Origin of the sequence: Jejudonia soesokkakensis (assembly GCF_042664795.1) — a bacterium.
GTDB classification, from domain to species: domain Bacteria; phylum Bacteroidota; class Bacteroidia; order Flavobacteriales; family Flavobacteriaceae; genus Jejudonia; species Jejudonia soesokkakensis.
This window is the reverse complement of sequence record NZ_JBHTBN010000002.1, coordinates 361,256-387,422: the sequence shown is the minus strand read 5'-3', so window position 1 is coordinate 387,422 and position 26,167 is coordinate 361,256. Positions and strand designations below refer to the sequence as shown.

The 26,167-nt window shown below is 36.5% G+C and carries 25 protein-coding genes; 8 read left to right on the top strand and 17 right to left on the bottom strand.

All coding sequences use genetic code 11. From position 1 onward, the window contains the following. The first annotated feature begins 6 nt into the window (after positions 1 to 6). The 6 genes from ACFQO1_RS06435 to ACFQO1_RS06410 all read left to right on the top strand — a co-directional run bounded on the left by ACFQO1_RS06435 (position 7) and on the right by ACFQO1_RS06410 (position 6,783). Positions 7 to 1,431, top strand: coding sequence for an ATP-dependent DNA helicase (locus tag ACFQO1_RS06435; RefSeq protein WP_380217223.1), 1,425 nt, complete (start codon positions 7 to 9; stop codon positions 1,429 to 1,431). A 3-nt stretch (positions 1,432 to 1,434) separates the two neighbouring features. After that, positions 1,435 to 2,013, top strand: a complete 579-nt coding sequence (locus ACFQO1_RS06430) for a DUF4126 domain-containing protein (RefSeq protein WP_380217162.1) — start codon at positions 1,435 to 1,437, stop codon at positions 2,011 to 2,013. A 56-nt stretch (positions 2,014 to 2,069) separates the two neighbouring features. Continuing rightward, positions 2,070 to 3,884 carry a 3-deoxy-manno-octulosonate cytidylyltransferase gene (gene kdsB, locus ACFQO1_RS06425; RefSeq protein ID WP_380217222.1) on the top strand — a complete coding sequence of 605 codons (1,815 nt, stop codon included), beginning with the start codon at positions 2,070 to 2,072 and terminating at the stop codon, positions 3,882 to 3,884. A gap of 24 nt (positions 3,885 to 3,908) precedes the next feature. After that, the gene (locus ACFQO1_RS06420) at positions 3,909 to 4,445 is read left to right on the top strand and encodes a 1-acyl-sn-glycerol-3-phosphate acyltransferase (RefSeq protein ID WP_380217161.1); all 537 of its coding nucleotides are present in this window, start codon (positions 3,909 to 3,911) and stop codon (positions 4,443 to 4,445) included. A gap of 188 nt (positions 4,446 to 4,633) precedes the next feature. Further along, positions 4,634 to 5,659, top strand: coding sequence for a hypothetical protein (locus tag ACFQO1_RS06415; protein WP_380217160.1), 1,026 nt, complete (start codon positions 4,634 to 4,636; stop codon positions 5,657 to 5,659). Between the two features lie 92 nt (positions 5,660 to 5,751). Next, on the top strand, positions 5,752 to 6,783 hold the full coding sequence (locus tag ACFQO1_RS06410) for a hypothetical protein (protein ID WP_380217159.1): 1,032 nt from the start codon (positions 5,752 to 5,754) through the stop codon (positions 6,781 to 6,783). 75 nt (positions 6,784 to 6,858) lie between these two features. On the opposite strand, the gene ACFQO1_RS06405 is transcribed toward ACFQO1_RS06410, so the two are convergent. The 8 genes from ACFQO1_RS06405 to thrA all read right to left on the bottom strand — a co-directional run bounded on the left by ACFQO1_RS06405 (position 6,859) and on the right by thrA (position 15,600). Next, a complete protein-coding gene (locus tag ACFQO1_RS06405; protein ID WP_380217158.1) occupies positions 6,859 to 7,581 on the bottom strand; it encodes a YebC/PmpR family DNA-binding transcriptional regulator in 723 nt (240 codons plus the stop codon). A gap of 83 nt (positions 7,582 to 7,664) precedes the next feature. Beyond that, complete coding sequence (locus ACFQO1_RS06400; RefSeq protein WP_380217157.1) at positions 7,665 to 7,946, bottom strand: 4a-hydroxytetrahydrobiopterin dehydratase; 282 nt, start codon at positions 7,944 to 7,946, stop codon at positions 7,665 to 7,667. A gap of 3 nt (positions 7,947 to 7,949) precedes the next feature. Next, complete coding sequence (locus ACFQO1_RS06395; protein WP_380217156.1) at positions 7,950 to 8,804, bottom strand: sugar nucleotide-binding protein; 855 nt, start codon at positions 8,802 to 8,804, stop codon at positions 7,950 to 7,952. Positions 8,805 to 8,819: 15 nt separating this feature from the next. Continuing rightward, positions 8,820 to 9,734 carry a glutaminase gene (locus tag ACFQO1_RS06390; protein WP_380217155.1) on the bottom strand — a complete coding sequence of 305 codons (915 nt, stop codon included), beginning with the start codon at positions 9,732 to 9,734 and terminating at the stop codon, positions 8,820 to 8,822. 1 nt (position 9,735) lies between these two features. Next, positions 9,736 to 10,818: a glycine cleavage system aminomethyltransferase GcvT gene (gene gcvT, locus ACFQO1_RS06385; RefSeq protein WP_380217154.1), complete on the bottom strand. Its 1,083-nt coding sequence runs from the start codon at positions 10,816 to 10,818 to the stop codon at positions 9,736 to 9,738. Positions 10,819 to 10,869: 51 nt separating this feature from the next. After that, the gene (thrC, locus tag ACFQO1_RS06380) at positions 10,870 to 12,174 is read right to left on the bottom strand and encodes a threonine synthase (RefSeq protein WP_380217153.1); all 1,305 of its coding nucleotides are present in this window, start codon (positions 12,172 to 12,174) and stop codon (positions 10,870 to 10,872) included. 28 nt (positions 12,175 to 12,202) lie between these two features. After that, the gene (locus tag ACFQO1_RS06375) at positions 12,203 to 13,123 is read right to left on the bottom strand and encodes a homoserine kinase (protein WP_380217152.1); all 921 of its coding nucleotides are present in this window, start codon (positions 13,121 to 13,123) and stop codon (positions 12,203 to 12,205) included. A 35-nt stretch (positions 13,124 to 13,158) separates the two neighbouring features. Next, on the bottom strand, positions 13,159 to 15,600 hold the full coding sequence (gene thrA / locus ACFQO1_RS06370) for a bifunctional aspartate kinase/homoserine dehydrogenase I (protein ID WP_380217151.1): 2,442 nt from the start codon (positions 15,598 to 15,600) through the stop codon (positions 13,159 to 13,161). A gap of 289 nt (positions 15,601 to 15,889) precedes the next feature. On the opposite strand from thrA, the gene ACFQO1_RS06365 reads away from it, so the two are divergent. After that, positions 15,890 to 17,425 carry an NAD(P)H-hydrate dehydratase gene (locus ACFQO1_RS06365; RefSeq protein ID WP_380217150.1) on the top strand — a complete coding sequence of 512 codons (1,536 nt, stop codon included), beginning with the start codon at positions 15,890 to 15,892 and terminating at the stop codon, positions 17,423 to 17,425. Positions 17,426 to 17,508: 83 nt separating this feature from the next. Here ACFQO1_RS06365 and ACFQO1_RS06360 read toward each other — a convergent pair whose 3' ends face one another. The 8 genes from ACFQO1_RS06360 to ACFQO1_RS06325 all read right to left on the bottom strand — a co-directional run bounded on the left by ACFQO1_RS06360 (position 17,509) and on the right by ACFQO1_RS06325 (position 24,910). Then, positions 17,509 to 19,767 (bottom strand): TonB-dependent receptor, encoded by a 2,259-nt coding sequence (locus tag ACFQO1_RS06360; protein ID WP_380217149.1) that lies wholly within the window; start codon positions 19,765 to 19,767, stop codon positions 17,509 to 17,511. A 38-nt stretch (positions 19,768 to 19,805) separates the two neighbouring features. Continuing rightward, on the bottom strand, positions 19,806 to 20,132 hold the full coding sequence (locus ACFQO1_RS06355; RefSeq protein WP_380217148.1) for a hypothetical protein: 327 nt from the start codon (positions 20,130 to 20,132) through the stop codon (positions 19,806 to 19,808). A 1-nt stretch (position 20,133) separates the two neighbouring features. After that, on the bottom strand, positions 20,134 to 20,436 hold the full coding sequence (locus tag ACFQO1_RS06350; protein WP_380217147.1) for a DUF6787 family protein: 303 nt from the start codon (positions 20,434 to 20,436) through the stop codon (positions 20,134 to 20,136). After that, positions 20,436 to 20,855 (bottom strand): DUF6146 family protein, encoded by a 420-nt coding sequence (locus ACFQO1_RS06345; protein WP_380217146.1) that lies wholly within the window; start codon positions 20,853 to 20,855, stop codon positions 20,436 to 20,438. Before ACFQO1_RS06345 ends, ACFQO1_RS06350 begins: the two co-directional genes overlap by 1 nt. Positions 20,856 to 20,972: 117 nt before the next feature. Further along, entirely contained in the window at positions 20,973 to 21,620 is a 648-nt protein-coding gene (locus tag ACFQO1_RS06340) for a DUF937 domain-containing protein (protein WP_380217145.1), read from the bottom strand. A 41-nt stretch (positions 21,621 to 21,661) separates the two neighbouring features. Further along, positions 21,662 to 22,618, bottom strand: a complete 957-nt coding sequence (locus ACFQO1_RS06335; RefSeq protein WP_380217144.1) for a D-2-hydroxyacid dehydrogenase — start codon at positions 22,616 to 22,618, stop codon at positions 21,662 to 21,664. Between the two features lie 45 nt (positions 22,619 to 22,663). Further along, the gene (gene serC, locus ACFQO1_RS06330; protein ID WP_380217143.1) at positions 22,664 to 23,731 is read right to left on the bottom strand and encodes a 3-phosphoserine/phosphohydroxythreonine transaminase; all 1,068 of its coding nucleotides are present in this window, start codon (positions 23,729 to 23,731) and stop codon (positions 22,664 to 22,666) included. A 132-nt stretch (positions 23,732 to 23,863) separates the two neighbouring features. After that, complete coding sequence (locus ACFQO1_RS06325) at positions 23,864 to 24,910, bottom strand: acyl-CoA reductase (RefSeq protein WP_380217142.1); 1,047 nt, start codon at positions 24,908 to 24,910, stop codon at positions 23,864 to 23,866. 62 nt (positions 24,911 to 24,972) lie between these two features. On the opposite strand from ACFQO1_RS06325, the gene ACFQO1_RS06320 reads away from it, so the two are divergent. Next, positions 24,973 to 25,323: a 4Fe-4S dicluster domain-containing protein gene (locus ACFQO1_RS06320; RefSeq protein WP_380217141.1), complete on the top strand. Its 351-nt coding sequence runs from the start codon at positions 24,973 to 24,975 to the stop codon at positions 25,321 to 25,323. A gap of 130 nt (positions 25,324 to 25,453) precedes the next feature. Here the strand turns inward: ACFQO1_RS06320 and ACFQO1_RS06315 are convergent, their stop codons facing one another. After that, positions 25,454 to 26,002, bottom strand: coding sequence for a hypothetical protein (locus ACFQO1_RS06315; protein WP_380217140.1), 549 nt, complete (start codon positions 26,000 to 26,002; stop codon positions 25,454 to 25,456). Positions 26,003 to 26,167 lie beyond the last annotated feature (165 nt).

The window sequence follows — 26,167 nt, the reverse complement described above, 5'->3', positions numbered from 1 at the left end:
GATACGATGGACGTTTCGAGGTTTTATGGATTATTAAAAACAGATTTTTTGCATACTACTACTGCAAAACAGGATGTTGCATTGCAATTACTGTCAAAATTTGTGATTGAAGGAGCTAAAAATGAGGTGTTTTTGCTCAAAGGATATGCAGGAACTGGAAAGACCACCATTGTGGGTACGCTGGTCAAAAACCTCTGGAAAGCAAAACAATCCTCGGTTTTATTGGCTCCAACAGGCAGAGCCGCAAAGGTAATTAGCAATTATTCCAATCAGGAGGCATTTACCATCCATAAAAAAATTTACTATCCAAAAAGTAAAAAAGGAGGAGGGGTTTCTTTTACGCTTCAGAAAAATAAACATCGCAATTGTATCTTCATTGTAGACGAAGCCTCTATGATTCCAGATATTAATCAAGACGCAAAACTCTTTGAAAACGGCTCTTTGTTGGATGATTTGATGGATTATATTTATAGTGGTTACAATTGTAAGTTGTTACTTATTGGCGATACAGCGCAGCTACCACCTATTAAATTGGATATAAGCCCTGCTCTTGACCCAAGAACACTTGAAAATCAGTATAACAAAACTGTAATAGGAATAGAGCTTGACGAAGTTGTTCGGCAACAGACAAATAGTGGGATTTTGGCAAATGCTACCTTGCTAAGAGAGCGACTTGAAAATGGATTTTATGAAGATTTTAAATTAACAGCAGACTTTGAAGATGTCGTTAGACCTGCAGACGGACAAGAAATCATGGATGCTATTAGTGATTGCTATAGCAATGCTGGTAATGAAGAAAGTGTAATTATTGTGCGTTCAAATAAGCGTGCTAATCTTTACAACCAAAGTATTCGAAGCAGAATTTTGTTTCAGGAAGAAGAACTTAGTGCAGGGGATTATTTAATGACAGTAAAAAATAATTATTTTTGGATTTCTTCGGAAAGTGAAGCAGGTTTTATTGCCAATGGAGATATCGTTGAAGTGCTGGAGATTTTCAGTTTTAAAGAACTCTATGGATTTAAGTTTGCAGAAGTGAAGGTACAAATGGTCGATTATCCTAAGATGCATCCTTTTGAGACTGTGTTATTATTAGATACACTTACTTCTGAAACTCCCTCATTATCCTATGAGGACTCCAATAAATTATACCAAGAAGTTATGAAAGACTATGCAAACGAAAAATCTAATTACAAGCGGTTCCTTTCAGTAAAAAAGAATAAATTCTTTAATGCATTACAAGTCAAATTCTCTTATGCTATAACCTGTCACAAGTCTCAAGGAGGGCAGTGGAATACGGTATTTGTAGAGCAGCCTTATTTACCAAATGGAATTGATAAAGAATACTTACGATGGCTGTATACAGCAATGACACGGGCGAAAGAAAGATTATATTTAATCGGTTTTAAAAATGACTTTTTTGTAGATTCGTAGCGCATGGAGACATTTGATATTATAGTCAGTATTTTTTTAGGCATTGGTCTTGCAGCAGCAGTAGGTTTTAGAGTATTTCTACCCTTACTGATGGTAAGCTTAGCTGGTTATTTTGAAGTAATTCCATTAGATGAAAGCTGGCAATGGGCAGGCAGCTTAATCGCAGTAATAACGATGGGGGTGGCTACCCTTATAGAAATTGGAGGATATTATATTCCGTGGGTAGATAATGCTTTGGATACAATCGCTATCCCATTAGCAGCCATTGCAGGAACAGCAGTAATGGTTGCCACAATGGCAGATATAGACCCCATTATAACCTGGGCATTAGCTATAATTGCTGGTGGTGGCACGGCTGCAGCTGTAAAAGGGAGTGCTTCTGCATTACGCTTAACATCTACAGCAACTACAGGTGGGGTGGCAAATCCTGTGGTAGCTACCGTAGAAACTGGTGGCTCTACAGTATTAAGCATAGCGGCTATTTTTATACCGGTTGTTGCTTTTATCCTTGTAGTCTTACTTTTTGTTCTAATTTTAAATTTATTTAAAAAGCTTCGGAAAAAACCACGTCTACGTGCATAATCTTTCTATTTTTGAAACCCTTTAGACACTAACATACCATTTTGAAGATAATAGCAATGATTCCGGCACGTTATGGTGCCTCTCGATTTCCAGGAAAACTAATGCAAGATTTAGGCGGCAAGCCTGTGATTGTGCGAACGTATGAAGCGACCAAAGAGACCAGTCTCTTTGATGAAGTATATGTAGTTACCGACAGTCAGATTATTTATGACGAAATAGAACTTCATGGTGGCAAAGCCATCATGAGTATAAAAGAACACGAATCTGGAAGTGATCGTATAGCTGAAGCTGTAGAACACATGGACGTGGATATAGTGGTAAATGTTCAGGGAGATGAACCTTTTACGAGTAAAGAAGGATTGGAACAGGTATTAAAATTGTTTAAAGGAGAAGATGCAAAAAAAATAGATCTTGCATCCTTAATGACCGAAATAAATGACTGGAAAGAGATAAGTGATCCTAATTGCGTCAAGGTTATTGTTGATAAAGATAATTTTGCTCAATATTTTTCACGCTCTCCAATTCCGTATCCTCGAGATAAAAATGCAGCAGTGCAATATTATAAGCATAAAGGAATTTATGCTTTTAGAAAACAAGCTTTGCTAGATTTTTACAAATTACCTATGCGAACCTTAGAGGCTGCCGAAAAAATTGAATGTATTCGCTATCTCGAATATGGAAAAAACATTAAGATGGCAGTAACCAATGTTCAGGGTATAGAAATTGACACTCCCGAGGATTTGGTAAGAGCAAATAAAGCCTTAAAAGAAGAAAACAAGCATACGGTAAACAATAAATTCAGAAACTTCCCAATGGTGCCAAAAGTAGTATTTGGACAGGGAAGCTTTGATCAACTATCTTCTATTATTGCTCCTCAGCGAAAAGATAAAGCTCCTTTTATATTTTTAGTTGATGATGTCTTTAAAGGAAATAAGGATTTAGTTGATAGAATCACACTTCGATTTAATGATAAATTACTATTTGTATCGGCAGATGAAGAACCTAAAACCGAACAGGTAGATCAAATTGTAAAAGATATCAAGTCTGAATTTAACTATAAGCCTTCTGGTATCATAGGTATTGGAGGAGGTACCATTCTCGATCTTGCCAAAGCAGTTTCCATTATGTTGACAAACAAGGGAAGCGCTGCAGATTACCAGGGTTGGGATCTTGTAAAGAATAAAGCGGTGTATCATGTAGGAATTCCAACAATTTCTGGGACAGGAGCCGAAGTTTCCAGGACAACAGTGTTGACCGGACCTATAAAAAAATTAGGCATAAACAGTGATTTTACACCTTTTGATCAAGTAATTTTGGATCCGGATCTAACTAAAGATGTTCCTCGAAACCAATGGTTTTATACAGGAATGGATTGTTTTATCCATTGCGTAGAATCACTTAACGGAACTTTTCTGAATGCCTTTAGTCAGAGCTATGGTGAAAAAGCATACGACCTTTGTATGGAGATTTTTTTAGGTAAGGAAATAACTCCCGAGGATTCAAGAGGGAAATTAATGATGGCTTCTTGGCATGGAGGGATGAGTATTGCATATTCACAGGTAGGGGTAGCTCATGCGATGAGTTATGGTTTATCCTATGTTTTAGGAACAAAACATGGGATTGGAAACTGTATTGTATTTGACCACTTGGATGAATTCTACCCTGAAGATGTAATTCTTTTCAAGAAAATGGTAAGTGAGCATCAGATAGATATTCCGAAGGGATTATGCAAAGACCTTACAGATACACAGATGAACACTATGATTGATATTGCATTAAGTTTGGTTCCATTGTGGGAAAATGCATTAGGAGAAAACTGGGAATCCATTATGACTCGCGAAAAATTGCGTAGTTTATATCTAAAAATGTAAAATCACTCGATAGCTAAGTAACACATGGGTCTTTCGAAATTTATTTTCAATAACATATTAGAGTGGAAAATAGAAGGTGAAATGGATCCAACTATAAAAAAAGCCGTAATTATTGTGGTCCCACATACGAGTTGGCATGATTTCTATATTGGAGTATTTACGAGGAAATTGTTAGGAGTTGAAATCAATTTTGTGGCAAAAAAAGAATTGTTTTCATGGCCCTTTGGCTGGTATTTTAAATGGATGGGCGGTGCATCTTTAGATCGAACTCCTGGTCAAAATAAAGTAGAGGCTATCGCAGAAATCTTCAGGAATAAAAAAGAATTTAGGCTTACATTAGCTCCTGAGGGTACCCGTAAAAAAGTAACTGTGTGGAAAACGGGGTATTATTACATTGCTCAACAAGCACAAGTACCTATTTTTCCAGTTGCCTTCGATTACGCTACAAAAACTGTAAAAATAAATCCTCCCTTTTACCCAACGGGAGATATTGAAGCTGATACTCAAATTCTCAAAACCTATTATGTAGGAGTTAAAGGCAGAGTAGATCGTTATTCCTAAATTTTTAGTTCTTTTTACTATTTTCTTGACACTTTTTTATAATAATAGGTTGTTAAATATGAGTTGTATATTATTTTTTAAGTATCTGTAAATCAAATATGCGGTGTTAAATTGCAGTTAATAATGATAGCTTTAAATACTAAAATTTATAAACCTTCGTACTTATGTAGAAACAAATCTAAATAATTATGAAAACAGTAAAAATTTTAACATTGAGTGCCCTATTTTCAATTTTCGCCATAGCTTGTAGCAGTGATGATAATGGAAATGGCACTGGGGATGAAGCAAATCTTGAGTCAAGATTATATGCTTCTAATAATTCAGACGGAAACGTTACACGTTATGATGTAAATGATGATAGTTCATTTGATTCAAATACATTATTGACTCTATCTCTTAATTCTGAAGGGATTTATTACGATGCTACAACCGATCAAGTAACACAGGCATCAAGATCTTTATTACAATTAAATACTTATGCAGATGCTTCTATTACAGAAAATGGTGCAACCATTACAGTAAGCGCTTCTAGTAGTGCAGATCTTATTAGCCCTAGAGATATAGCAGTAAGTTCAAACATTTATGTAGTTGCAGATAATTCAGATGCAGATGGGAATCCAGTCACTGCAGATGGAAGGCTTTTTGTATATACTAAAACAGGAAATAATTTTAACCTTCGAAACATTGTTACTGTAAATTTTAAAGTTTGGGGAATTGAATTTGTTGGAAATGATTTGTTTGCTGTAGTCGATACTACTTCAGACATAGCAGTATTTACAAATTTTGCATCTTCAAATACTACAAATGCAACTGTTGAAGCTTCAAAGCGTATAACAGTAGAAGGTATTACAAGAACTCATGGTATTGCTTTTGATGGAGGTACCATGGTATTGACAGACATTGGTGATGCAGATTCTGATACAGACGGAGGCTTTCATGTGATTACAAACTTCCAATCAAAATTTGATGCAGTTGCAAATGGAGGGACTCTCGCAGTAGCTGATCAAACAAGGGTTTCTGGTGCATTAACATTGCTTGGTAATCCAGTTGCAGCCGAATATGATGCTGAAAACCAAATTGTGTATATAGCAGAAAGAGCTAATGGTGGAGGAAGAGTTGTATCATATACAAACTTTGAAGCTGGTGGAAATATTGGACCTATGATGAATGCTACTTTAAGTGGTGCATCATCCTTATATCTCGCTAAAGAATAAGTTATAAATTAAAAAGGACAAAAAGCATATCATGGCCTAGCTGTGGTATGTTTTTTGCTATAAAAATGTAATAATCAAAACAAAAACACTTTATGAAAATTTTTAAAAACGTCTTTTTTATCATTGCGCTTAGCTTTTTAGTAAGTTCATGTCTTGATGACAATTCTGTGAGCACGGATGATACAATTAACGCTACTATTATTGCTAATTTGTATATCTCTAACAATACCAATGGAAATGTTACGAGCTATGATTTTACGAATGGCGCTGGTATTTTCGCCAGAACTTTAGTAACTCAATCGAATGATGCAGAAGGTATATTCTATGATGCGGCTCAGGATCAATTGACCCAAGTCTCAAGAACAGACGGAACTATTAATTCATACAATAATATATCTCAGGCAAATAATGGAGATGCAATTACACCAGACTTTTCAAGTGCATCAGTTCTAGAAAGTCCAAGAGATATTGCAGTAAATGGTAATTTTGTCGTTGTGTCAGATAATGCAGATTTTGACAATGACCCAATGACAGAAGGTGGAAGATTTTTTATTTTTAATAAATCCGGTTCAACTTACACATTGAGAAACACAATAACGGTAGATTTTGCGGTTTGGGGTATTGATTTTATTGGAGATGATTTATTTGTAGTTGTAGACAAAACTGGAGATATAGCATCTTTCAGTAATTTTATTGGAAATAACACCACAGATGCTGTGGTAGCTCCTACAAAAAGAATCACTCTTGGAGGAATTACAAGAACTCATGGGATTGTCTATGACGGCACTACACTTGTAGCAACAGACATCGGTGACGCAGATTCAAATACAGATGGTGGCTTTCATGTGATAAGTGATTTTCTCACTAAGTATAATTCAACAAATTCTGGCGAAACACTTGCTATTTCTAGCCAGGTTAGAGTATCAGGTACTTTTACAAGATTAGGAAATCCAGTTTCAGTTGCATATGATTCTGATTCAGGAACTGTTTTTATTGCTGAAAGAGCAAACAATGGTGGGAGAGTATTATTATTTGATAATATAGGAACTGGTGGAAATTTATCTGCTTCATTTTCTGGAAATTTACCGGGCGCTTCCTCACTTCATTTTGAAAATGTAAATTAATAAATATTTAATTCCATAAAAAAAAAAGCCCTGAAGTTACTTCAGGGCTTTTTTTGTAACAGATTTAAGATTTTTTTATTCTTCGGAAGCTTCTTCCATGGTATGATATACATTTTGTACATCATCATCTTCTTCCAACTTTTCCAAAAGTTTTTCTACATCTGCAGTCTCTTCAGCATTTAATTTCTTGGTTACCTGCGGAATTCTTTCAAAACCAGAAGATAGAATTTCGATATTTCTTTCTTCTAAAAAGTTCTGGATGTTTCCGAAGCTTTCGAAAGGAGCATAGATCAACACACCATCTTCATCCTCAAAAATTTCTTCCACACCAAAATCAATTAGTTCTAGTTCTAACTCCTCAAGGTCTAAACCATCTGCTTTGACACGAAAATTACAGACATGATCAAACATAAAAACTACAGATCCTGATGTGCCAAGACTTCCGTCGGTTTTATTAAATGCCGCCCTAACATTTGCAACAGTTCGTGTGTTATTATCGGTTGCGGTTTCAATTAATACGGCTATACCGTGCTGTGCATATCCCTCAAAAATTACTTCCTTGTAATCTCCTTGGCTTTTATCGCTAGCTCTTTTAATTGCACGTTCGACATTGTCTTTAGGCATATTGACAGCCTTTGCATTTTGTATCACGGCACGTAGGCGGGAGTTCGAATCTGGATCTGGCCCTCCTTCTTTTACCGCCATAACAATATCTTTACCTATACGTGTAAAAGCTTTGGACATAGCAGACCAACGCTTCATTTTACGTGCTTTTCTAAATTCGAAAGCTCTTCCCATTAAAAATGTATATTTCTTTCCCTAAAGTGGGAATCTAGTTAATTATAAATGCAAAAATATAAAATTGTACGATTTGGCAACACTTATCCTACTAAACCATCAATGATCTTTGCCAATTTAAAATCTTTTTCGGTCACACCCTCTGCATCATGCGTATTTAAAGCTATTGCTAGCCTATTGTAGATGTTTGTCCAGTCAGGGTGATGCTGCATTTCTTCAGCTTCAAAGGCTATGCGTGTCATAATGGCAAAGCAATCTTTAAAATCTTCAAACTCTAACGTGGTATGGATAGCATTTTCAAAATATTCCCAATTAGGACAATCTTTTAATTTTTCGTGGATTTCATTTTCAGATAATGGTTTCATAACTTAGTTTTTTAATGTATAAATTTCTTCTTTTAAGGTACAGGCCTCAATTACTTCCTCAACAGTGATACGATAGGTTTTTGGCAATGTATTTTTTTTAGGAAGTATTGCCAGGTAAGTATCATCATTTCTCCCGTAAACATTTTTAAAAATAGGGCTTTTATCTCCTAATTTCGAAGCTATTTCCTGAAAAATATCTGCATGATGCACAACATCTTCCGAAGCGAGATGAAAAATACCCTGCAACTTTTTATTGATAATATAATGAACCTGTTGTGCGATTTTATCGGCCAGTGTGACACTAATTATTAAATTAGGATACACTTCAAAGGCCGCATGGTGCATTGCAGCTTGTTTTAATTGCTCAATTTTTGGAGCATTTACTCCTAGTACCACTGGCAACCTCAAGATGACAAACTTTTCCGAAGGGATTTCCTGTAGCATTCTCTCTACAGAAATTTTATACCTTCCATAACTACTTTCAGCTTTAACCAAATCATGCTCATAGGATGGAAATTCAAATTTTCCATCAAATACACAGTCTGATGATAAAAATAACAACTTGCAATCATGGGTGGCCACGTAGCTTTTTAATTCTTCATGGGCTTTATATTGTGCTTTAAAATCGCCACGTAGACAGGAAATGATTACTCCAGGCTGAACCGCATTCAATAATTCATACATATGATCTTTTTCTACATCATAGTTAAAAAACACCTGATTGTTCTCAAATCCTTTTGCATTGCAATAGGTGCCAAAGACATTAAAATAGGGCAGAAGTTCCTTGTAAACTGTATTGCCAATAAATCCGCTGGCACCAAAAATTAAAATTCTGTTGTTATGTTGGGGATTACTCATATACATGCAAACGTCTTAAAAGATAGATTGTTTAGTTTCGGTGGTAAATAGTTCTAATGCCTGCATTCCCAATAATGAATTCCCTTTTTCGTTCAAGCCTGGAGACCAGCAGGTAATGGTAAATTCATTAGGTAATAAAGCCACAATTCCTCCACCTACACCACTTTTTCCGGGAAGCCCTACTTCAAAAGCGAACTCTCCTGCTTCATCGTAGAAACCACACGTAAGCATGATTGCGTTAATCCGTTTTACTTGATTTGTTGTTAAGTGAGCAATGCCACGCATGCATTTTCCGCGGTTAGCAAATAAATAAAAAGCATCACTCAATTGCTTACAATTCATCGCGATAGCACATTGATGAAAATAAAAATCGAGCACCTCTTCGACATCATTTTGTAAATTCCCGAAGGACTTTAACAAATTTGCTGCAGCATAGTTATTATACCCTGTTTCTGCTTCGGAAACTGCCACTTTTACATCAAAATCAATGGTGGGATCATTGGTAATATCTCTAACATAGTTTAAAAAATCTTGTTTTGGATTCTCTAATTCTGAAACTAAAATATCTGCAATGACAATCGCACCAGAATTGATAAAGGGATTCCTTGGGATTCCATTTTCCAACTCCAATAATGCCATATGATTAAAAGGATTTCCTGAAGGTTCTACATCCAACCGGTTAAAAACCTTGTTTTTTTGAAGTGAAAATGCCTTGGCAAAACTTAATACTTTTGAGATACTTTGTATAGAAAAAGGAATATCCCAGTTTCCTACACAGAAATTGTCTCCTTTTATCCTGTTGAGATAGATGCCAAAATTAGTAGGATCTACTGTCGCTAGTTCTGAAATATAATGTGCGACTTCTCCTTTATTTTTAACAACACGTAAGCGCTCATAAATGGTATTTAAAATTTGCTGATACTCTACCATATTAGCCTTTGTAAAATGGTGTTTTTACAACTTTGGCAGCAACGGCATTTTTACGTATCTGAATAAAAATTTCAGTATCGGGTTTACTGTTTTCAACAGTCACGTACCCTAAACCTATCCCTTTATTTACTGAAGGACCCATCGTTCCGCTTGTAACTATACCTATCTGATTCCCATCACCATCCATGATCTCATAGCCCTGCCTAGGGATTCCTCGGTCAATCAATTCAAATCCGATTAATTTTCTGGTGACTCCTGCTTCCTTTTGTTTCTTTAAGTTTTCAGAATTCACAAAATCCTTTGTAAACTTTGTGACCCAACCCAATCCGGCTTCCAGCGGAGATGTATTTTCATTGATATCGTTTCCGTAGAGACAATACCCCATTTCAAGGCGCAATGTATCACGTGCAGCCAATCCTATAGGTTTTATTCCAAAATCTTTTCCAGCTTCAAAAACATGCTTCCAAACCTGTTCTACCTCACTGTTTTTACAGTAAATTTCAAATCCGCCGCTTCCTGTATATCCTGTTGCACTAATGATCACATGCGGAATGCCAGCAAAGTCTGAAACCTTAAACGTATAAAATTTAATAGCCGATAAATCTTCCGAAGTTAGGGACTGCATAGCTTCCACAGCCTTTGGACCCTGAATCGCGAGTAGTGAGTATTCTTCAGAAAGATCACGGATTTCTGCTTTCATTGTATTTTGCAAATTGATCCAGTTCCAGTCTTTCTCGATATTAGATGCATTTACAACGAGTAAATATTTCTCAGCCTCCAGTCTGTAAATAATAAGATCGTCCACTATGCCACCCTCATCATTTGGCAAACAACTGTATTGCGCCTGGCCATCCACCAATTTTGAAGCGTCGTTGCTGGAAACTTTTTGAATAAGATCCAACGCTTTTGGACCTGTAATCAAAAATTCACCCATATGTGAAACATCGAAAACACCAACTGCCTTGCGAACCGTTTCATGTTCTGCGTTTACACCTTCGTATGAAACGGGCATGTTATATCCTGCAAATGGAACCATCTTGGCTCCTAGAGATTCGTGTATTTTAGTAAGTGCTGTGTCTTTCATGTTATTATTAGTTTATGCTGGACTATTTTGAGGAACAAATATACCAACTCCCTATTTGGATTGTAACATATACGCCTTAAATTCCTCATAATTTTTGATGGGAATCGCTACCTTTTTCTTTTTTATTAGTTGCTGAATGTGTGCTGGAATGGCAACTTTCTGCTGAATAGTTTCTTCTACTACCTCCAAAAATTTTATGGGGTGTGCGGTTTCTAAAAAAATTCCTTGTGCTTCGGTATTGTATTTTAAATACTCCTGAAGCCCCAGATATCCTACAGCTCCGTGCGGATCTGCAATATAATCATGATGCGTAAAAAGATGCTTCATCGCCGTTTTTGTTTGTGCATCTGTAAAAGAGTACGAGCTTACTAATTCTCTAAGCTTTGAAGTATCCTGATTGAATAATTCTCTAATACGTATAAAATTGCTTGGATCACCTACATCCATTGCATTACTAATGGTTGCGACAGATCTTTTTGGTTCGTACTGTCCGTTCACCAGAAAGCGAGGCACTACATCATTGCTGTTTACAGAGGCTACAAACTGCGAAACTGGCATTCCTAGTTTGTACGCGATCATTCCTGCACAGATGTTTCCGAAGTTTCCGCTAGGTACCGAAAACACTAAGGATTTCTCTATATTCTCTATTTGCTTGTAAGCGTATGCAAAGTAAAAGGACTGTGGCAACCATCTTGCAACATTGATAGAGTTAGCAGAGGTAAGTTGTATTTTTCCAGTTATAGTCTCATCTACAAAAGCATTTTTTACAATTGCCTGGCAGTCATCAAAAGTTCCTTCAACTTCCAGCGCTGTAATATTCTGTCCTAGTGTTGTTAATTGTTTTTCCTGGATATCACTTACCTTTCCGCTAGGGTAGAGAATTACTACGTTTACTCCTTCTACGCCTAGAAATCCGCTGGCAACTGCTCCTCCAGTATCTCCACTGGTTGCAACCAATACGGTGACTTCCTGAGACGTGTTGTCATTTTCAGCAAAGTGACCTAGACATCTTGCCATAAAACGGGCACCCACATCTTTAAATGCCATGGTAGGACCGTGAAACAGTTCTAAAGTGCTTATTTGATCTGTAAGTTGCACCAACGGAAAGTCAAATGAAACTGTTTCTTGAATGATTCGTTCGAGCGATATTAGATCAATATCGTTTCCAACAAATTGTTCCATAAGCTGAAACGCAATATCCTCTTTCGAAAAATCTTTCAGACTACTAAAAAAATCAGGAGGTAACTTTGTAATTGTTTCTGGAAAATAAAGCCCTTTATCTGGTGCAATTCCTTTGATAACAGCTTCTTTAAAAGAAACGTTTGGAGCTTTACGGTTAAGAGAGTAATAGTTCATACATTGAGATTAAAAACGTGCATATTATTCAAAGAATCCGGCTTCCATTGCGACTGACTTTACTCACATAACCATCAATTTCTAATCCTTTGCGTTGATAGAATTGCGTTAAGTGCTGTTCTAGTTCTAGCGCTTTGAGTTCTCCACGACATAATGCAAACATGGACGGCCCTGAACCGCTAATTCCAAATGCCAGTGCGCCATTAGTTAGTGCTAGTTCTTTGACCGAGTCAAAATGGGGTAATAATTGTTTTCTGTGAGGTTCAATTAGCACATCTCTTACACTCCGTGAGATTAATTCGTAGTTATCTGTATACAAACCTGAAATTAATCCCGCCAAATTACCGCTTTGTGTGATTGCATCTTTTAGCGATACATACTTCGGAAGAATTTCTCGAGCTTCTTTTGTTTTAATTTCAATATGTGGATGAATGATTGTCACATATAATTCACTTGGAACTGGCAATGAGATCACTTCAAAGGGATCATAGCCTGGGATTAATGTAAATCCGCCAAACAGGGAAGGAGCCACATTATCAGCATGCTCATTTCCACTGGCAACTGCTTCCCCCTTCATTCCAAAATAGGCTAATTCCTGAAGGGATAAAGGTTCGTCTAAAAACTGGTTGATACCAAAAACAACTGCAGCAGCACTGGCAGCACTTCCGCCAATTCCGCTGCCTAAGGGTATTCCTTTTTTAATTGAAATTTCAAATCCGAAATCTGCATTTAGAGCTTCAAGCATAGCCAATCCAGCAACGCCCGCCACATTTTTTTTTGTTTCAAGAGACAAATCTGCACCTTCTATAGCTATAATTGTAATCCCTTTCTCTGAAACTTTTTTTAATGTCATGGTGTCTCCAATTCCGTCGATAGCAAATCCCAATACATCAAATCCGCAGCTAACATTGGCTACGGTGGCAGGAGCAAAAACAGTAATTTCTTTCATCGTTTTTTTTTAATCAACAATCAACAATCAACAATTTAGTATGTTCTCATTCTTATAATATCACTAAATAATCCAGAAGCCGTAACATCACCACCAGCACCGGCCCCTTTTACTATGAGTGGTTGCTCAGGATACCGTTTGGTATAAAAAACAACAATATTATCTTTTCCTTCCAAATTGTAAAAAGGATGCCCTTGCGGAATGATCTCCAGTCCTACGCTTGGTTTCCCATCAATGAGTTGCGCGACATATTTCAATTGCGAATGTTGGGCTTCAGCTTTTTCCACTAACTGCTGAAAGTGCTCGTCGTCTTCTATAAGTGTATTGTAAAAGTGTGCAACATCAGTACTTTGTAAGTTCTTTTCAGTTAAAAATGGACGATTGATTACATCGTCCAATTCGAGGATAAGACCACTCTCACGAGCAAGGATTAAGATTTTTCTGGCAACATCCACACCGCTTAAATCAATACGCGGATCGGGCTCTGTATAGCCTTCAGCCTGAGCTTGTTTTACTACATCATGAAAACTTTCGCCTTTACTAAAATTATTGAATACAAAATTAAGACTTCCTGAAAGAACTGCCTGAATTTTTAAAATTTCGTCTCCGGAAGCTATTAGATTATTTAAGGTGTCGATGATGGGTAAGCCCGCACCTACATTGGTTTCAAATAAGAATGGCGCATTGTATTTTGTAGCCAATTGCTTCAATTCTTGGTAACTTTCAAAATTTGCAGAGCAGGCAATTTTATTACAGGCTACTACCGCAATACTACTTTTTAAAAAGGAGGCATACCTTTTTGCTACCAGATCACTCGCTGTTATATCCACAAAAATACTGTTACGCATATTTAGTTTTTTAGTACGCTCGATAAATTGCTCCATATCTGCAGTTTCTTCAGATTGTGCTAAGGATTCCTGCCAGTTTTTTAGGGAAATGCCGTCTTCAGAAAAAAGCATTTTTCGAGAGTTTGTGATTCCAACAACCCGAAGATTGATATTTAGTTTTTCTTTTAAATACGATTTCTGTTGCTTTATTTGTTCTAGTAGTTTGCTACCTACATTTCCAACGCCTGCTATAAATAGATTTAACTGTTTTCGCTGATCTTCAAAAAAGCGTTCGTGTAATACATTCAGTGCTTTTTTTACATCGTCTTTTTTAATCACTGCCGAAATATTCTTTTCACTAGCTCCTTGTGCAATAGCTCTAATATTTACATTATTCTTTCCGAGGGTCTGAAACATCTTTCCGCTAATGCCTTGATGATTTTTCATGCTTTCCCCAACCAAGGCAATAATAGCTAGGTCTTTTTCAATGGTTAACGGATCAATTTTATGTAGTGCTATTTCGTTTTCAAATTCAAGATCCACAAGTTGTTTGGCCAGATCAGCGTCAGGTTCTGAAATTCCCAGGCAGATGCTGTGTTCACTAGAGGCTTGTGTGATCATAATAATATTAATGCCACGATTTGATAACGTTTCAAACAACCGTCTGGAAATTCCTGGTATACCAACCATGCCACTGCCTTCTAAGGTCAACAGTGCAATGTCGCCGATATGACTTAATCCTTTAATAGGATTTTGACCGCTACTTTCTGAAGCGATATGTGTGCCTACATCTTCTGGTTTTGAAGTGTTTTTTATTACTATGGGAATACATTTTTCCATCACAGGTAAAATAGTAGGAGGGTAGAGCACCTTGGCACCAAAATGAGACAATTCCATAGCTTCTTGATAGGATATTGATTGTATAGGTCTGGCTTGTTTTACTAATTTAGGATTAGCCGTATACATACCGCTTACATCGGTCCAGATCTGTAATTCTTTTGCTTGCAAGGCTGCTGCGATTATGGCAGCTGAAAAATCGGAACCACCACGACCCAGCGTTGTGATTTCATTTGAATTGTTTGAAGCAATAAATCCGGGAACAATGGTGATTGCAGCAGTCGAATTCTGAAAATGATAGTTAATTTCTTTAGTGGTGATCGCAAAATCAACCTGATGTTTTCCTGATGTTTTGGTAGTCTTTATAAGTTCAGTTGCATTTTTATGCACAGCGAACCTTCCGTTCACGTTAAAGGCTTCGGTAATAAGCAATGACGACAGTAATTCGCCATAGGCACTTAATTTGTCAATTGTAGTGCTCGAAAGTTCATTGATATAGTAAATTCCTTTCAACAGTTCTTCTAGGGTATGAAGATGTGCATTTACTTTTTCAATAACTTCAGGATTGTTGATTTTTAGATCCAAAATCGAATTTTGATGTCTTTCGTTGATTTCATCAAGGACATTTCTGAAAGAATCATCTTTCTCTGAAGCTAACATTCCTGCTTTCAACAATAGATCTGTTACCCCTCCATACGCAGATACAACTACTACGGTTCTGTCCTTTTTTGAAATTTCAGAAACGATTTTAATAACTTTATGAATATTTTCAGAGCTTCCTACCGAAGTTCCACCAAATTTTAAAACAAGCATGCGATACATTTTAAGGGTACAAAAATGAAGGTATTTCTTTTATAAAAAAAGAAAAATAAGATCAGATACTATATAAGTCGCTTACCCCAAAGGGGTTGTAGTTGTAACTGTAGTTCCCGTTAAAGGAGTTACAAAATTGAAAGTGGTATGAATTGAAAGATGTTTCATATCGTATCTATACCAAATGTATTATTTTTACTGAAAACGGCAATACAAATGTGAAATATTAATTTCACTAAAATCTAATAACAACAAAATAAAGAGATACCCACGTTCGTGGATAATACATATGAAAATATTTTCTGCAGCACAATTACACAAAGCCGATGAGGCGACTACTAAAAAACATAATATTACTCAGCTTGAGCTCATGGAGCATGCCGGTACCCAAATTTTTAACTGGTTACACCAACGAATGCAGGGTGCTCAAGTACCGATTCATATATTCTGCGGAATTGGAAATAATGGCGGTGATGGGCTGGTTGTAGGTAGAAAGTTGATGGAAGCAGGTTATAATGTGGAGATGTATGTCGCAAATTTTACCGATAAACGCTCGAAATGTTTTCTTATTAATTATGATCGAGTAAAAAGTAGTACTAAAAAATGGCCTAAGTTAATGATGTCTGCTGAAGATTTCCCAGAGATCAACCCTGAAGATATTCTAATTGATGCGCTCTTCGGAATTGGTTTGAACCGACCACCAGAAGGCTGGGTCAAAAAATTGATACAGTATTTAAATGAACAGAAATCTTTTAAGCTGTCTATTGATATTCCCAGCGGATTGTATCCCGATCAGGCGTTAGAGGATGCTGAAGCGGTTATAAAAGCGAATCATACATTGACGTTTCAAAGTCCGAAACTCGCTTTCTTTCTTCCTGAAACCGGAAAATTTGTTCCCTACTATGAAGTAATCGATATTGGGTTGGATGCAGAGTATCTCCAGAAAACGGAATCGATTGCCCAACTGATCTCAAAACAGGAAGTACAACAATTTTATAAGCAACGCGAAAAATTTAGTCATAAAGGAATGTATGGGCATGCACTTATCGTTGCGGGAAGCTACGGAAAGATAGGAGCATCTGTTTTAAGTGCCAGAGCAGCATTGAGAAGCGGGGCTGGCTTGGTTACTGCTTTTGTGCCCGAGTGTGGATACGAAGTATTGCAAGCTTCTATTCCTGAAGTCATGGTACTAACCGATACAGAGGATGATCTTATAACAGATATTTCCTACGATTTTGAGCCTTCAGTAATTGGAGTAGGACCAGGAATAGGTACAAAAAAGGAAACAGTTACTGCTTTAAAAAAATTGTTTTCTGAAACAAAAGTACCCTTTGTGATAGATGCCGATGCATTGAATTGTATTGCTGAAAATGAATCTGTAATGAAAGTGCTTCCGAAGAATTCAATTTTAACACCGCATCCTGGAGAATTAAAGCGATTGATAGGTGACTGGACCGATGATTATGATAAACTGGAAAAGACCAAGAAATTTTCCGAAGAAAAAGAAGTAATTGTTTTGATTAAAGGCGCGCATTCTATTGCGGTTGTAGGAAAGCAATTATACATTAATAATACTGGAAACCCAGGAATGGCTACAGGTGGCAGTGGTGATGTCTTAACAGGAATGATCACAGGTTTGGTAGCGCAAGGATATGATGCCTTACTAGCCACACTTTTTGGAACCTATTTGCACGGTCGCGCTGGAAATATGGTGGCAGAGACCAAAGGATTTGAAGCGTTAATTGCTAGTGATATTATTGAGTATATAGGAGATGCCTACCTGGATCTTTTTGCTCAGCCAGAGCAGGAGCCTCAACAACAGTGACAAGAATATTTTTTAAAGCCACGAATACACAAAGATTAGTAACAGGGTGTACTCGTGGCATTGGATTCACTGCATCCTTATTTTTAAAAAGCTACTCTAGCATTTAAAACTATATTGCGTCCAATATTAGGAATACCATCCTGTTTTAGTCTAGAAAGATGCGAAACATAGGTTTTATCTGTTAAATTATTTCCTGACACACGAAGGGTTAACGCAGTCTTTTCAAAATCAAATGTACCTCCAACTCCTGCACTTAACAGACTATATCCATCGGTTGGAGTTTCAAAAGGACTATTGTCATTTTGCTGGAACGTACTTTCCAACCCAATAAAGCTATAAATGTCTTTTAGCCTTTTATATTGATTAAATTCTACCCGAAGTGTATTTCTCAGAGTATTGGCTGGAATAAGCGGTAAATTACTATCGTCTGCTTTTAATGTTCCGCGAACATTTTCAAAACTACTTTCAATGTGTAACCAGTCGAGTGGGTGTGGGTGAATGTGCAACCCTAACTCCCCACCATATAAGCGTGCATCATCCTGAACGTAGTCAAATACATTGTTGTCATCAATTATTTCTCCATTTGGAGTGATAAAAATGTAGTTGCTAATGCTATTGTAAAATCCGTTGGCAAATAGTTCAAAATGTTCATTTCTAAATTCGAGCGAAACATCTGCCTGAAAATTTTGTTCATTTTCCAGATCCGGATTTCCAATTTCATAACGATTGGTTCCTTCATGTACTCCGTTTGAAGTAAGCTCGGCAAGATTTGGAGCTCTAAATCCGCTGGCAAGATTTACTCTTGCGACAAGGGCTTTAGTCAAATCCTTTTTAACTCCAAAAGCAGCATTAAAGCTATTGAAGTTTCTGTCAAGTGCAGGGATAAATTCAGAATCCATAGGATCTCTGGCTTCATCACTTTCAATACTTCGAATATCGTACCTAATACCTGCTTGTATATCTAAAGTTTCTAGATGATAATGCGTCGTAGCTAATATTCCGAAATCGGTCGTTGTCGCATCTGGTATTAATATTTCTTCACCCGAATTTTCATTGGTTTGATAAATTCCCTGAATTCCTACAATAGTTTCAAAATTACCTATTTGAGGCAAATTGTACTTTACATCGTAGCTTAGAGTTTTTAGACGCATCTCTAGAGCAGGAGGAATTCCTTCATCGTTTAACAGCGCTATAGCAGGTCTTTCTTCTTCCTCTTCCAATTCAAATTCCTTACGAGTATTGATGGTATACCCAGTTTTAATATCCAGCGATGAATTGGTAAAATAAAAATTATTTTCCCAGCTAATTACATGGTTGTCAATTTCCTGAAAGGGAAATAAGGGTTGTTTGTTATTAGATTGTTCACCAATTTCTTCGGGGATCCCAATATTACTTCGGTTGTAATTATATCGCAATGTTGATTTTAATTTTTCGGTCTGAAAACGGGTACCTGCTTTAAGATCAAATTCGTTAAATCTGGAATTGGTCACATTTTCACCCTCACCAGTTTCATAATCGCTATGAGTAACGTAGGCAGCCCGTGTTAAGAATTTCCAGTTTTCTGAAGATGCCCTCGCACCTACATTATTTGAAAATCCTAAAGTATTTGAATAATAACTGCTATTGACATCACCTTCCACAGAATTTTCGGGAGCGAAGTTTTCTGGATTTAAATATAAAACACCTCCTAATGCATCACTTCCATAAAGCAGCGATGCTGGGCCTTTAATGACTTCCACGCTCTCAATTCCTGCTTCATTGACTCCTAATCCGTGTTCATCACCAAATTGCTGATTCTCAAGTCGGACTCCTTGAGTGTAGGTAAGCACCCTATTGGCACTTAGTCCGCGAATTACAGGTTTTCCAATTCCCACTCCGGTACTAATAGAACTTACCCCAGCAATATTGGTAATACCTTCAGCGAGCGTCACGGTGCCTTGTTTTGAAAGATCATCTGTAGAGATGCGTTCAACTTTCATGACATTGTCGCGTTGTAACTTGTGGAAGGGAGTGGAAACGATCACTTCTTCCATTTCTACGGCACTTTCTGAAAGTATTATGTTTTTTTCTACGGAAGCATTTTCAGAAAAATTAATTCTTTCAGAAAAGCTCGCAAATCCTAGTGCCGAATAAACGATAGTAAACGTTCCGTCTGGGATATTAGTAATCCTGAAATTTCCGTCTACAGAAGAAATTGTTCCTTTTTCAAGTTGTGGAAAATAAATGTTTGCAACAATAGGTTGTGAGTCTGTTGCCGATGTTATGGTGCCAGATATTATGTTCTGAGCAGTGGTTCCTGTTATCGCGCAAACGAACAGAAACACTAAAATATATGTTTTCATTATTCTTAAATTTAATAGTGTAAAAAAGTTTTTAAAATTTAAGAAAGGGCAGGAGGACCACGGGATGTGGTATGGTAGTGTAATTTGTTTTTATCTGAAGCCGTGTAGAAATCAACGAGCTGTTGGGTAGCTTCAGAAATTGAAGTAATACTATACGTTTCAATTGAAAAATCTAACTGAGAAAAATGAAAGAAATGAATATCACATTCAAATTTCTTTTCATGTAAATGAGTCGTAAGTTCTTTACATGGTTTGTGATCGTGCCCTTCAAATATATGAGCGAACTGAGCAAGTGAAGGTAATAACAGTACACTACAAAGAAGTAATGTGGTACTAAAAAGTGTTATTTGCTGTGTTAGTTTCAATTTACTCTTTTACTATAAATGAAAGTCCGAGATGCCGAAGCATCTTTTTTTCAAAGTTCCAAAAAAAATGGTATTCTCCAAAAAGCCATCCAAAAAATACCAATAAAACCTGATAGAGCGGAAATATGATTAGAATACGCGTAGGCCAATATAGGTACCAACCCATTTCTCTAGTCATGCCAATGGCATCTGTTGCTGGTGCTGCAAATTTTGCAGAAGTACTTCCAGTGATTGCAAAAACCACAAGAATCACAATAAGTTGCCAGTTGTTTGTAATATTCCAACGTTTCTTTAATTTCTCCATTAGCGAGATCCTGGAAAGTTTTGTTTGTATTCCTGCTGAAAAAATAAAAAGTAATTATACAGAAGATAGTTTACTTCGTAACCATATCTGATATGAGGCTCATAATTTATCTCTTGTTGGTATAAATTTCTATTATACGATTGTATAGTACGAACTCTCTGATTGTAAATAGAGGTCCATAATGTATTTCTATTTTCAAGAAAATTTAATCCGTAATACCCTCTTGGCTGTTGTGTAAGCAAGAAAGAATTAAAGCCTGGTTCAAATATCAATATCTCATAGTCTAAGCTATCATTTGCGATACGAATGGTATCTCCCATTGTAGAGCTATCGTTTGAAGAATTCTTAACTATGGTTTTGTTTGACTCACAAGCTAAGATAGTAAAAGCAAGTATCGTAATTGCAAGAAGATATTTCATAACTAATTTTTTATAAAAATACTGAAAATGTATGCTGTAAAAGAATATTTTGAATAGGATTAACAAAAAAACGCTTCAGATAATTTCTGAAGCGTTCGTTTTTAAAATGTATACCTATTACCTTCCGCCGAAAAGTCCGCCCAGCATCCCGCCAATACCACCTTTTTTCTTTCCGCCGCTTAACACCATGCCTGCAATATCATCCACGATGCTTCCGTCGCCATCCCCATCCAACAAACTTTCAATTAACGATTGTTGTTTAGCTTGTGTCTTTCTTTCACCACCTAACATTCCGCCAAGTAAACCTTCAAGACCAGAAGGAGTTTCAACTTGCTGATTTCTTTTTTGCTTTCCTAAATATTGTAATACAATGGGAGCTATGACGGTAAGTATTTTCATCACCGAGTCGGTATCTACACCAGATTTATTTGATAAAGCGCTAACTACATTATTTTGAGACCCTCCAAGTACATGTCCCAAAATACCTAAGCCGTCTTGTTTCACTTCTTCATTTACACCGCCACCAAAAAGTCCGCTCAAATTATCCAACATACTTCCATCGTGTTTGCTGTTATTCAAAGCGCCTAATAACCCTTGTGCGCCTTCCGGAGTAGCTGCATTGCGTTTCATTGCTCCCATTAAAAGGGGAAGTGCCATTGAAACAACCTGAGCCGTTTTGTCTGCGGGCTGTTTGGTTTCTTGACTTACGCCACCAATAATTTGTCTTCCTATGTCACTGTTCAATAAATCTAAAATTCCTGCCATTATATTTTAATTAAGTTGATTTTCTGAAAGATAGTGCAATATTAGACTTTTTCCAAGATTGCAATAATTTGTTCGGCTAGTTCTGTTCCAATTCTGTCCTGAGCTTCATTTGTTGCAGCTCCAATATGAGGTGTTAAAGATATTTTAGAATTCATTAGGACTTTAATTGCTGGTGTAGGCTCTTCTTCAAAGGTATCTAATCCTGCGAAAGATAATTTTCCACTATCGAGTGCTTCCACTAACGCAACTTCATCTATAACACCACCTCTTGCCGCATTAATAATGGCAGCGCCATCTTTCATTTGAGCGATCTGTTCTTTCCCAATCACATAATCTTTTTGTGCAGGAACATGAAGTGTAATAAAATCACTGTGTTTAATTAATTCTGAAACGGGTTCGGTTTTAATTTTTAAAGTTACTTGCTGTCCGTCGTAAAAATCAAGTGTAATATCAGCTTCTCCAACATGGCTATCACTTGCAATAACTTTCATTCCGCAGCCTAGTGCAATTTTAGCAACTTCACGACCAATACGTCCAAAACCAATAATACCAATCGTTTTTCCTCTTAATTCTAGTCCCTTAGCGTAATTTTTCTTTAAATCTTTAAAACGTGAATCACCTTCTAATGGCATCTCCCTGTTTGAATCGTATAAATACCGAACTCCTCCAAAGAGGTGTGCAAATACAAGCTCTGCAACTGAAGAAGATGAAGCTGCGGGTGTATTTATAACGTTTAACCCTTTGCTTCTCGCATAGTCAACATCAATATTATCCATCCCAACGCCACCACGGCCAATTATTTTAAGACTAGGGCAGTTATCAATAAGATCTTTACGAACGTTGGTAGCACTACGAACAAGGATGACATCAATTTGATGTTCATTGATATAGTTTTGTAATTGTTCTTGCGCTACGTGAGTTGTGATAACTGTAAACCCAGCTTTTTCTAGGGTGTGAATTCCGCTTTTTGATATTCCGTCGTTTGCTAATACTTTCATTCCTATGCCCGCGAAGGCGGGTAACCTTTTAATTAATTACTTATTTTAAGCTTGTTTTTCAAGCGTTTGCATGACATCTACTAAAACCTTTACACTTTCAAGTGGCAATGCGTTATACATGGATGCTCTATAGCCACCCACACTTCTGTGTCCGTTAAGGCCATTAATGCCTGCTTCTCTGCACATAGTATTAAATCTTTCTTCTAAGCTAGTATCTAATAGATTAAATGTTGCATTCATTTTTGAACGATCCTCCTTATTGGTTACAAAGCCTTTGAAAAAGGGGTTGCGATCAATTTCACCATACATCATTTCTGCTTTCTTAGTATTGTGTTTTTCAATATTTGCCACTCCTCCAAGTTCTTGTAACCAGTCCAATGTTAACATTGATACATAGACAGGAAAAACTGCAGGTGTGTTAAACATACTGTCTTTTGAGATATGTACTTTGTAATCTAACATCGAAGGAATCGTTCGAGAAACTTTCCCAAGAATTTCCTCTTTTACAACTACTAAGGTTGTACCAGCAGGACCCATGTTTTTTTGAGCGCCGGCATAGATTAAATCAAATTTGCTAAAATCAAGCACCCTTGAAAAGATATCACTGCTCATATCACACACCATAGGAACAGAAACTTCTGGGAAGTTTTGCATCTGTGTCCCAAAGATGGTATTGTTACTGGTGCAGTGGAAGTAGTCTATGTCTGAAGGAATTGCATAATTTTTGGGTATATAATTGAAATTTTGATCTTTAGAAGAGGCTACTTCAACTATTTCTCCAAATAATCTTGCTTCTTTAATCGCCTTGCTAGACCAAGTTCCAGTGTTTAGATATGCTGCTTTTTTCTCTAATAAATTATAGGCAACCATTAAGAATTCTAAACTGGCACCACCTTGTAAGAATAAAGCTTTATATCCTTTATCTTGAAGATTGAGATGTTTTAAAGCCAATTCTTGTGCACGTTCCATAACATCTACAAATGGCTTACTTCGGTGTGAAATTTCGATGAGTGATAGGTCTAGTCCGTTAAAATTCTTTACCGCTTCGGAAGCTTTTTCTAATACAGATTGTGGTAAAATACAAGGACCCGCGCTAAAATTGTGCTTTTTCATAGAAGTTATGTTTGGAATGCAAATATCTTAAAATTAGTGTGGAATAGCGTTAAACAACTATTAACTTATTAAAGGGATTTCAACAGAATGTGATATGATCTTTTCATCCACTTAAGTATGGTAGAAATTAATTTAAAGTTCTACTAAAAACTTCATTGTATCCACCCCATCTGCATAGTCCCAAAGAGTTGGTTGCTGCGCTTTGCCAAAAGGAATTTCACCTGCTATTCCTGAATTACCAACAATTGCCTGTATGCGGTCTTTGTCTTCGGAAAATTTTGTTTGTAGCTCAGAAAGGTCTTCGTACGTTTCATAAAAAACTACTGAAATAGGAGAGGAGTACCCAGAATCTTGTTTCAATAATAAAAATTCATTATCCAGTAATTTTATATTGCTCATTAGATAGACTGCCTTATTGTAGTCGTAGTTATTGATGTATTTATGATTATTGATATACTCTTTTTTGTTAAACATCGCTTCAAAGAATGGGTGGAAATCATACTCTTTTGGGATAAACAGTTTAGATACATTACGACAGCCAAGCCCGAAATATTGAAAGATATCGTCACTTAGCGATAGCAGTTGCTCTTCGGTTTCTTTACCTGTCAATACAGCTACCGAATTTCGGTTTTTGCGAATGATATGTGGATATTTTCCGAAGTAATATTCAAAATAACGCGCCGTATTGTCACTTCCTGTAGCGATCACAGCATCAAAATTAGTTACCTTTTTTTCTGTTAACTGAATGGATTCTTTAAAGTCTGAATGCTGTTCGACTAAAAAGGATACTAAGAATGGAAGGAGTATGTTATCATTTGACGAAAGTTTTGCCAAAACCTTATTCCCCGACATCAGCACTGATAAGAAATCATGAAATCCAACCAACGGAATGTTTCCCGCCATGATAATCGCAATCGTATTCGGTATTTTCTGGGTTATGGAATAGGAAGATAGCCAGGAATTAATAGTTGTTTCGGTTAATGCATGCCCCCAAGAAGCGAAAGCGAATTTTATATTAGTTTCAGTAAACCACCTATTATTATTTTGTGCGGCTTGTAATATTTGTGGAATCTGGTTGTGAAATTTAGAACTGGAGGTTTTTGAGATACTTTCCGAAGATATTTCCCTTAAAAATGTACCTAATTGTACAAATGCGTTAATTCTTTGTTGTAAATCCATTGGATGTTTGGAGTTGCCCTTTCTAGGCATTAAATTTGCGCAAAGTTAAAAAAAGAAAGACTATGGCGATCATAATAACAGATGAATGTATTAATTGCGGAGCTTGTGAACCCGAATGTCCTAATACAGCAATTTATGAAGGAGCAGATGACTGGCGGTATGCTGATGGAACAGACCTAGAGGGCAATGTAGTGTTGCCTAGCGGAAAAGAAGTAGATGCAAATGAAACTCAAGAGCCTATAAGTGATGAGATTTATTATATCGTTCCCGATAAATGTACCGAATGTAAAGGATTTCATGAAGAACCTCAATGTGCAGCAGTATGTCCTGTAGATTGCTGTGTGCCCGATGACGATCATGTGGAAAGTGAAGAAGTTTTATTGGGAAAACAAGCTTTTATGCATAAAGACTAATTTGTGAACATTCATACTATTAAAAAGACCCGCAATTTGCGGGTCTTTTATTTGATAGTAGGTTACCTAAACCCTTAGAGGCGGGGATAAAGATATCTCTGGAAACCTACTTTTTAGTAGGTTAAAAGAATTACATTTTATCATTCTTCATTTTCATTTCTTTTTCTTTCATCATCTGCTTCTTTTTCATATCATCAGACATTTTTATTTTGTAAATGTAATTCGCTACACCATCACCATCTGGATCATAACTTTCTACGACAAAATCTCCATCTTCATTAAAATATCCAAATGAACTGTTATTGTCTTGTGTATAAATATAGTAACCTGCTTGTGATGTAGGATATAACCTTGCATAAGGTTTTTTAGTGGTCATATTATTAATTGTGTAATATCCATTATCTAATGGCATAAATCTATACGTGGATCCTTTAATCTCATAGTCAACATCTGTGTTAATTTTGGTAGGGGTCATCACTGTATTAAAGTTGTGTTTCCCGTCAAAATTAGTAAGTCTGATATCTTGAGTTTCAGTTTTTACTGTCGATTTTGTAACTGTTTCTTCACCTCCGCTATCTCTAACCGTAGTCGAAGTTTTAGTAGTAACTTTTTTCTTTTCTTGTGCAAAACCAATAGTCGTAACAGCTAATACACAAATCATTAATAAACGTTTCATCATTTTTGTTTTTAGGTTATTATGATTGTAAATGTACATCACATAATTGTTAAGAAGTAAGAATGCAACGATAAGGCTTTATTAAAATTAGAAGCATTACCTGCTAATTTTCTTAAAATCTCTTAAATCTGAAAATCTCGTAACATTCGAAATATTAATTATATAATA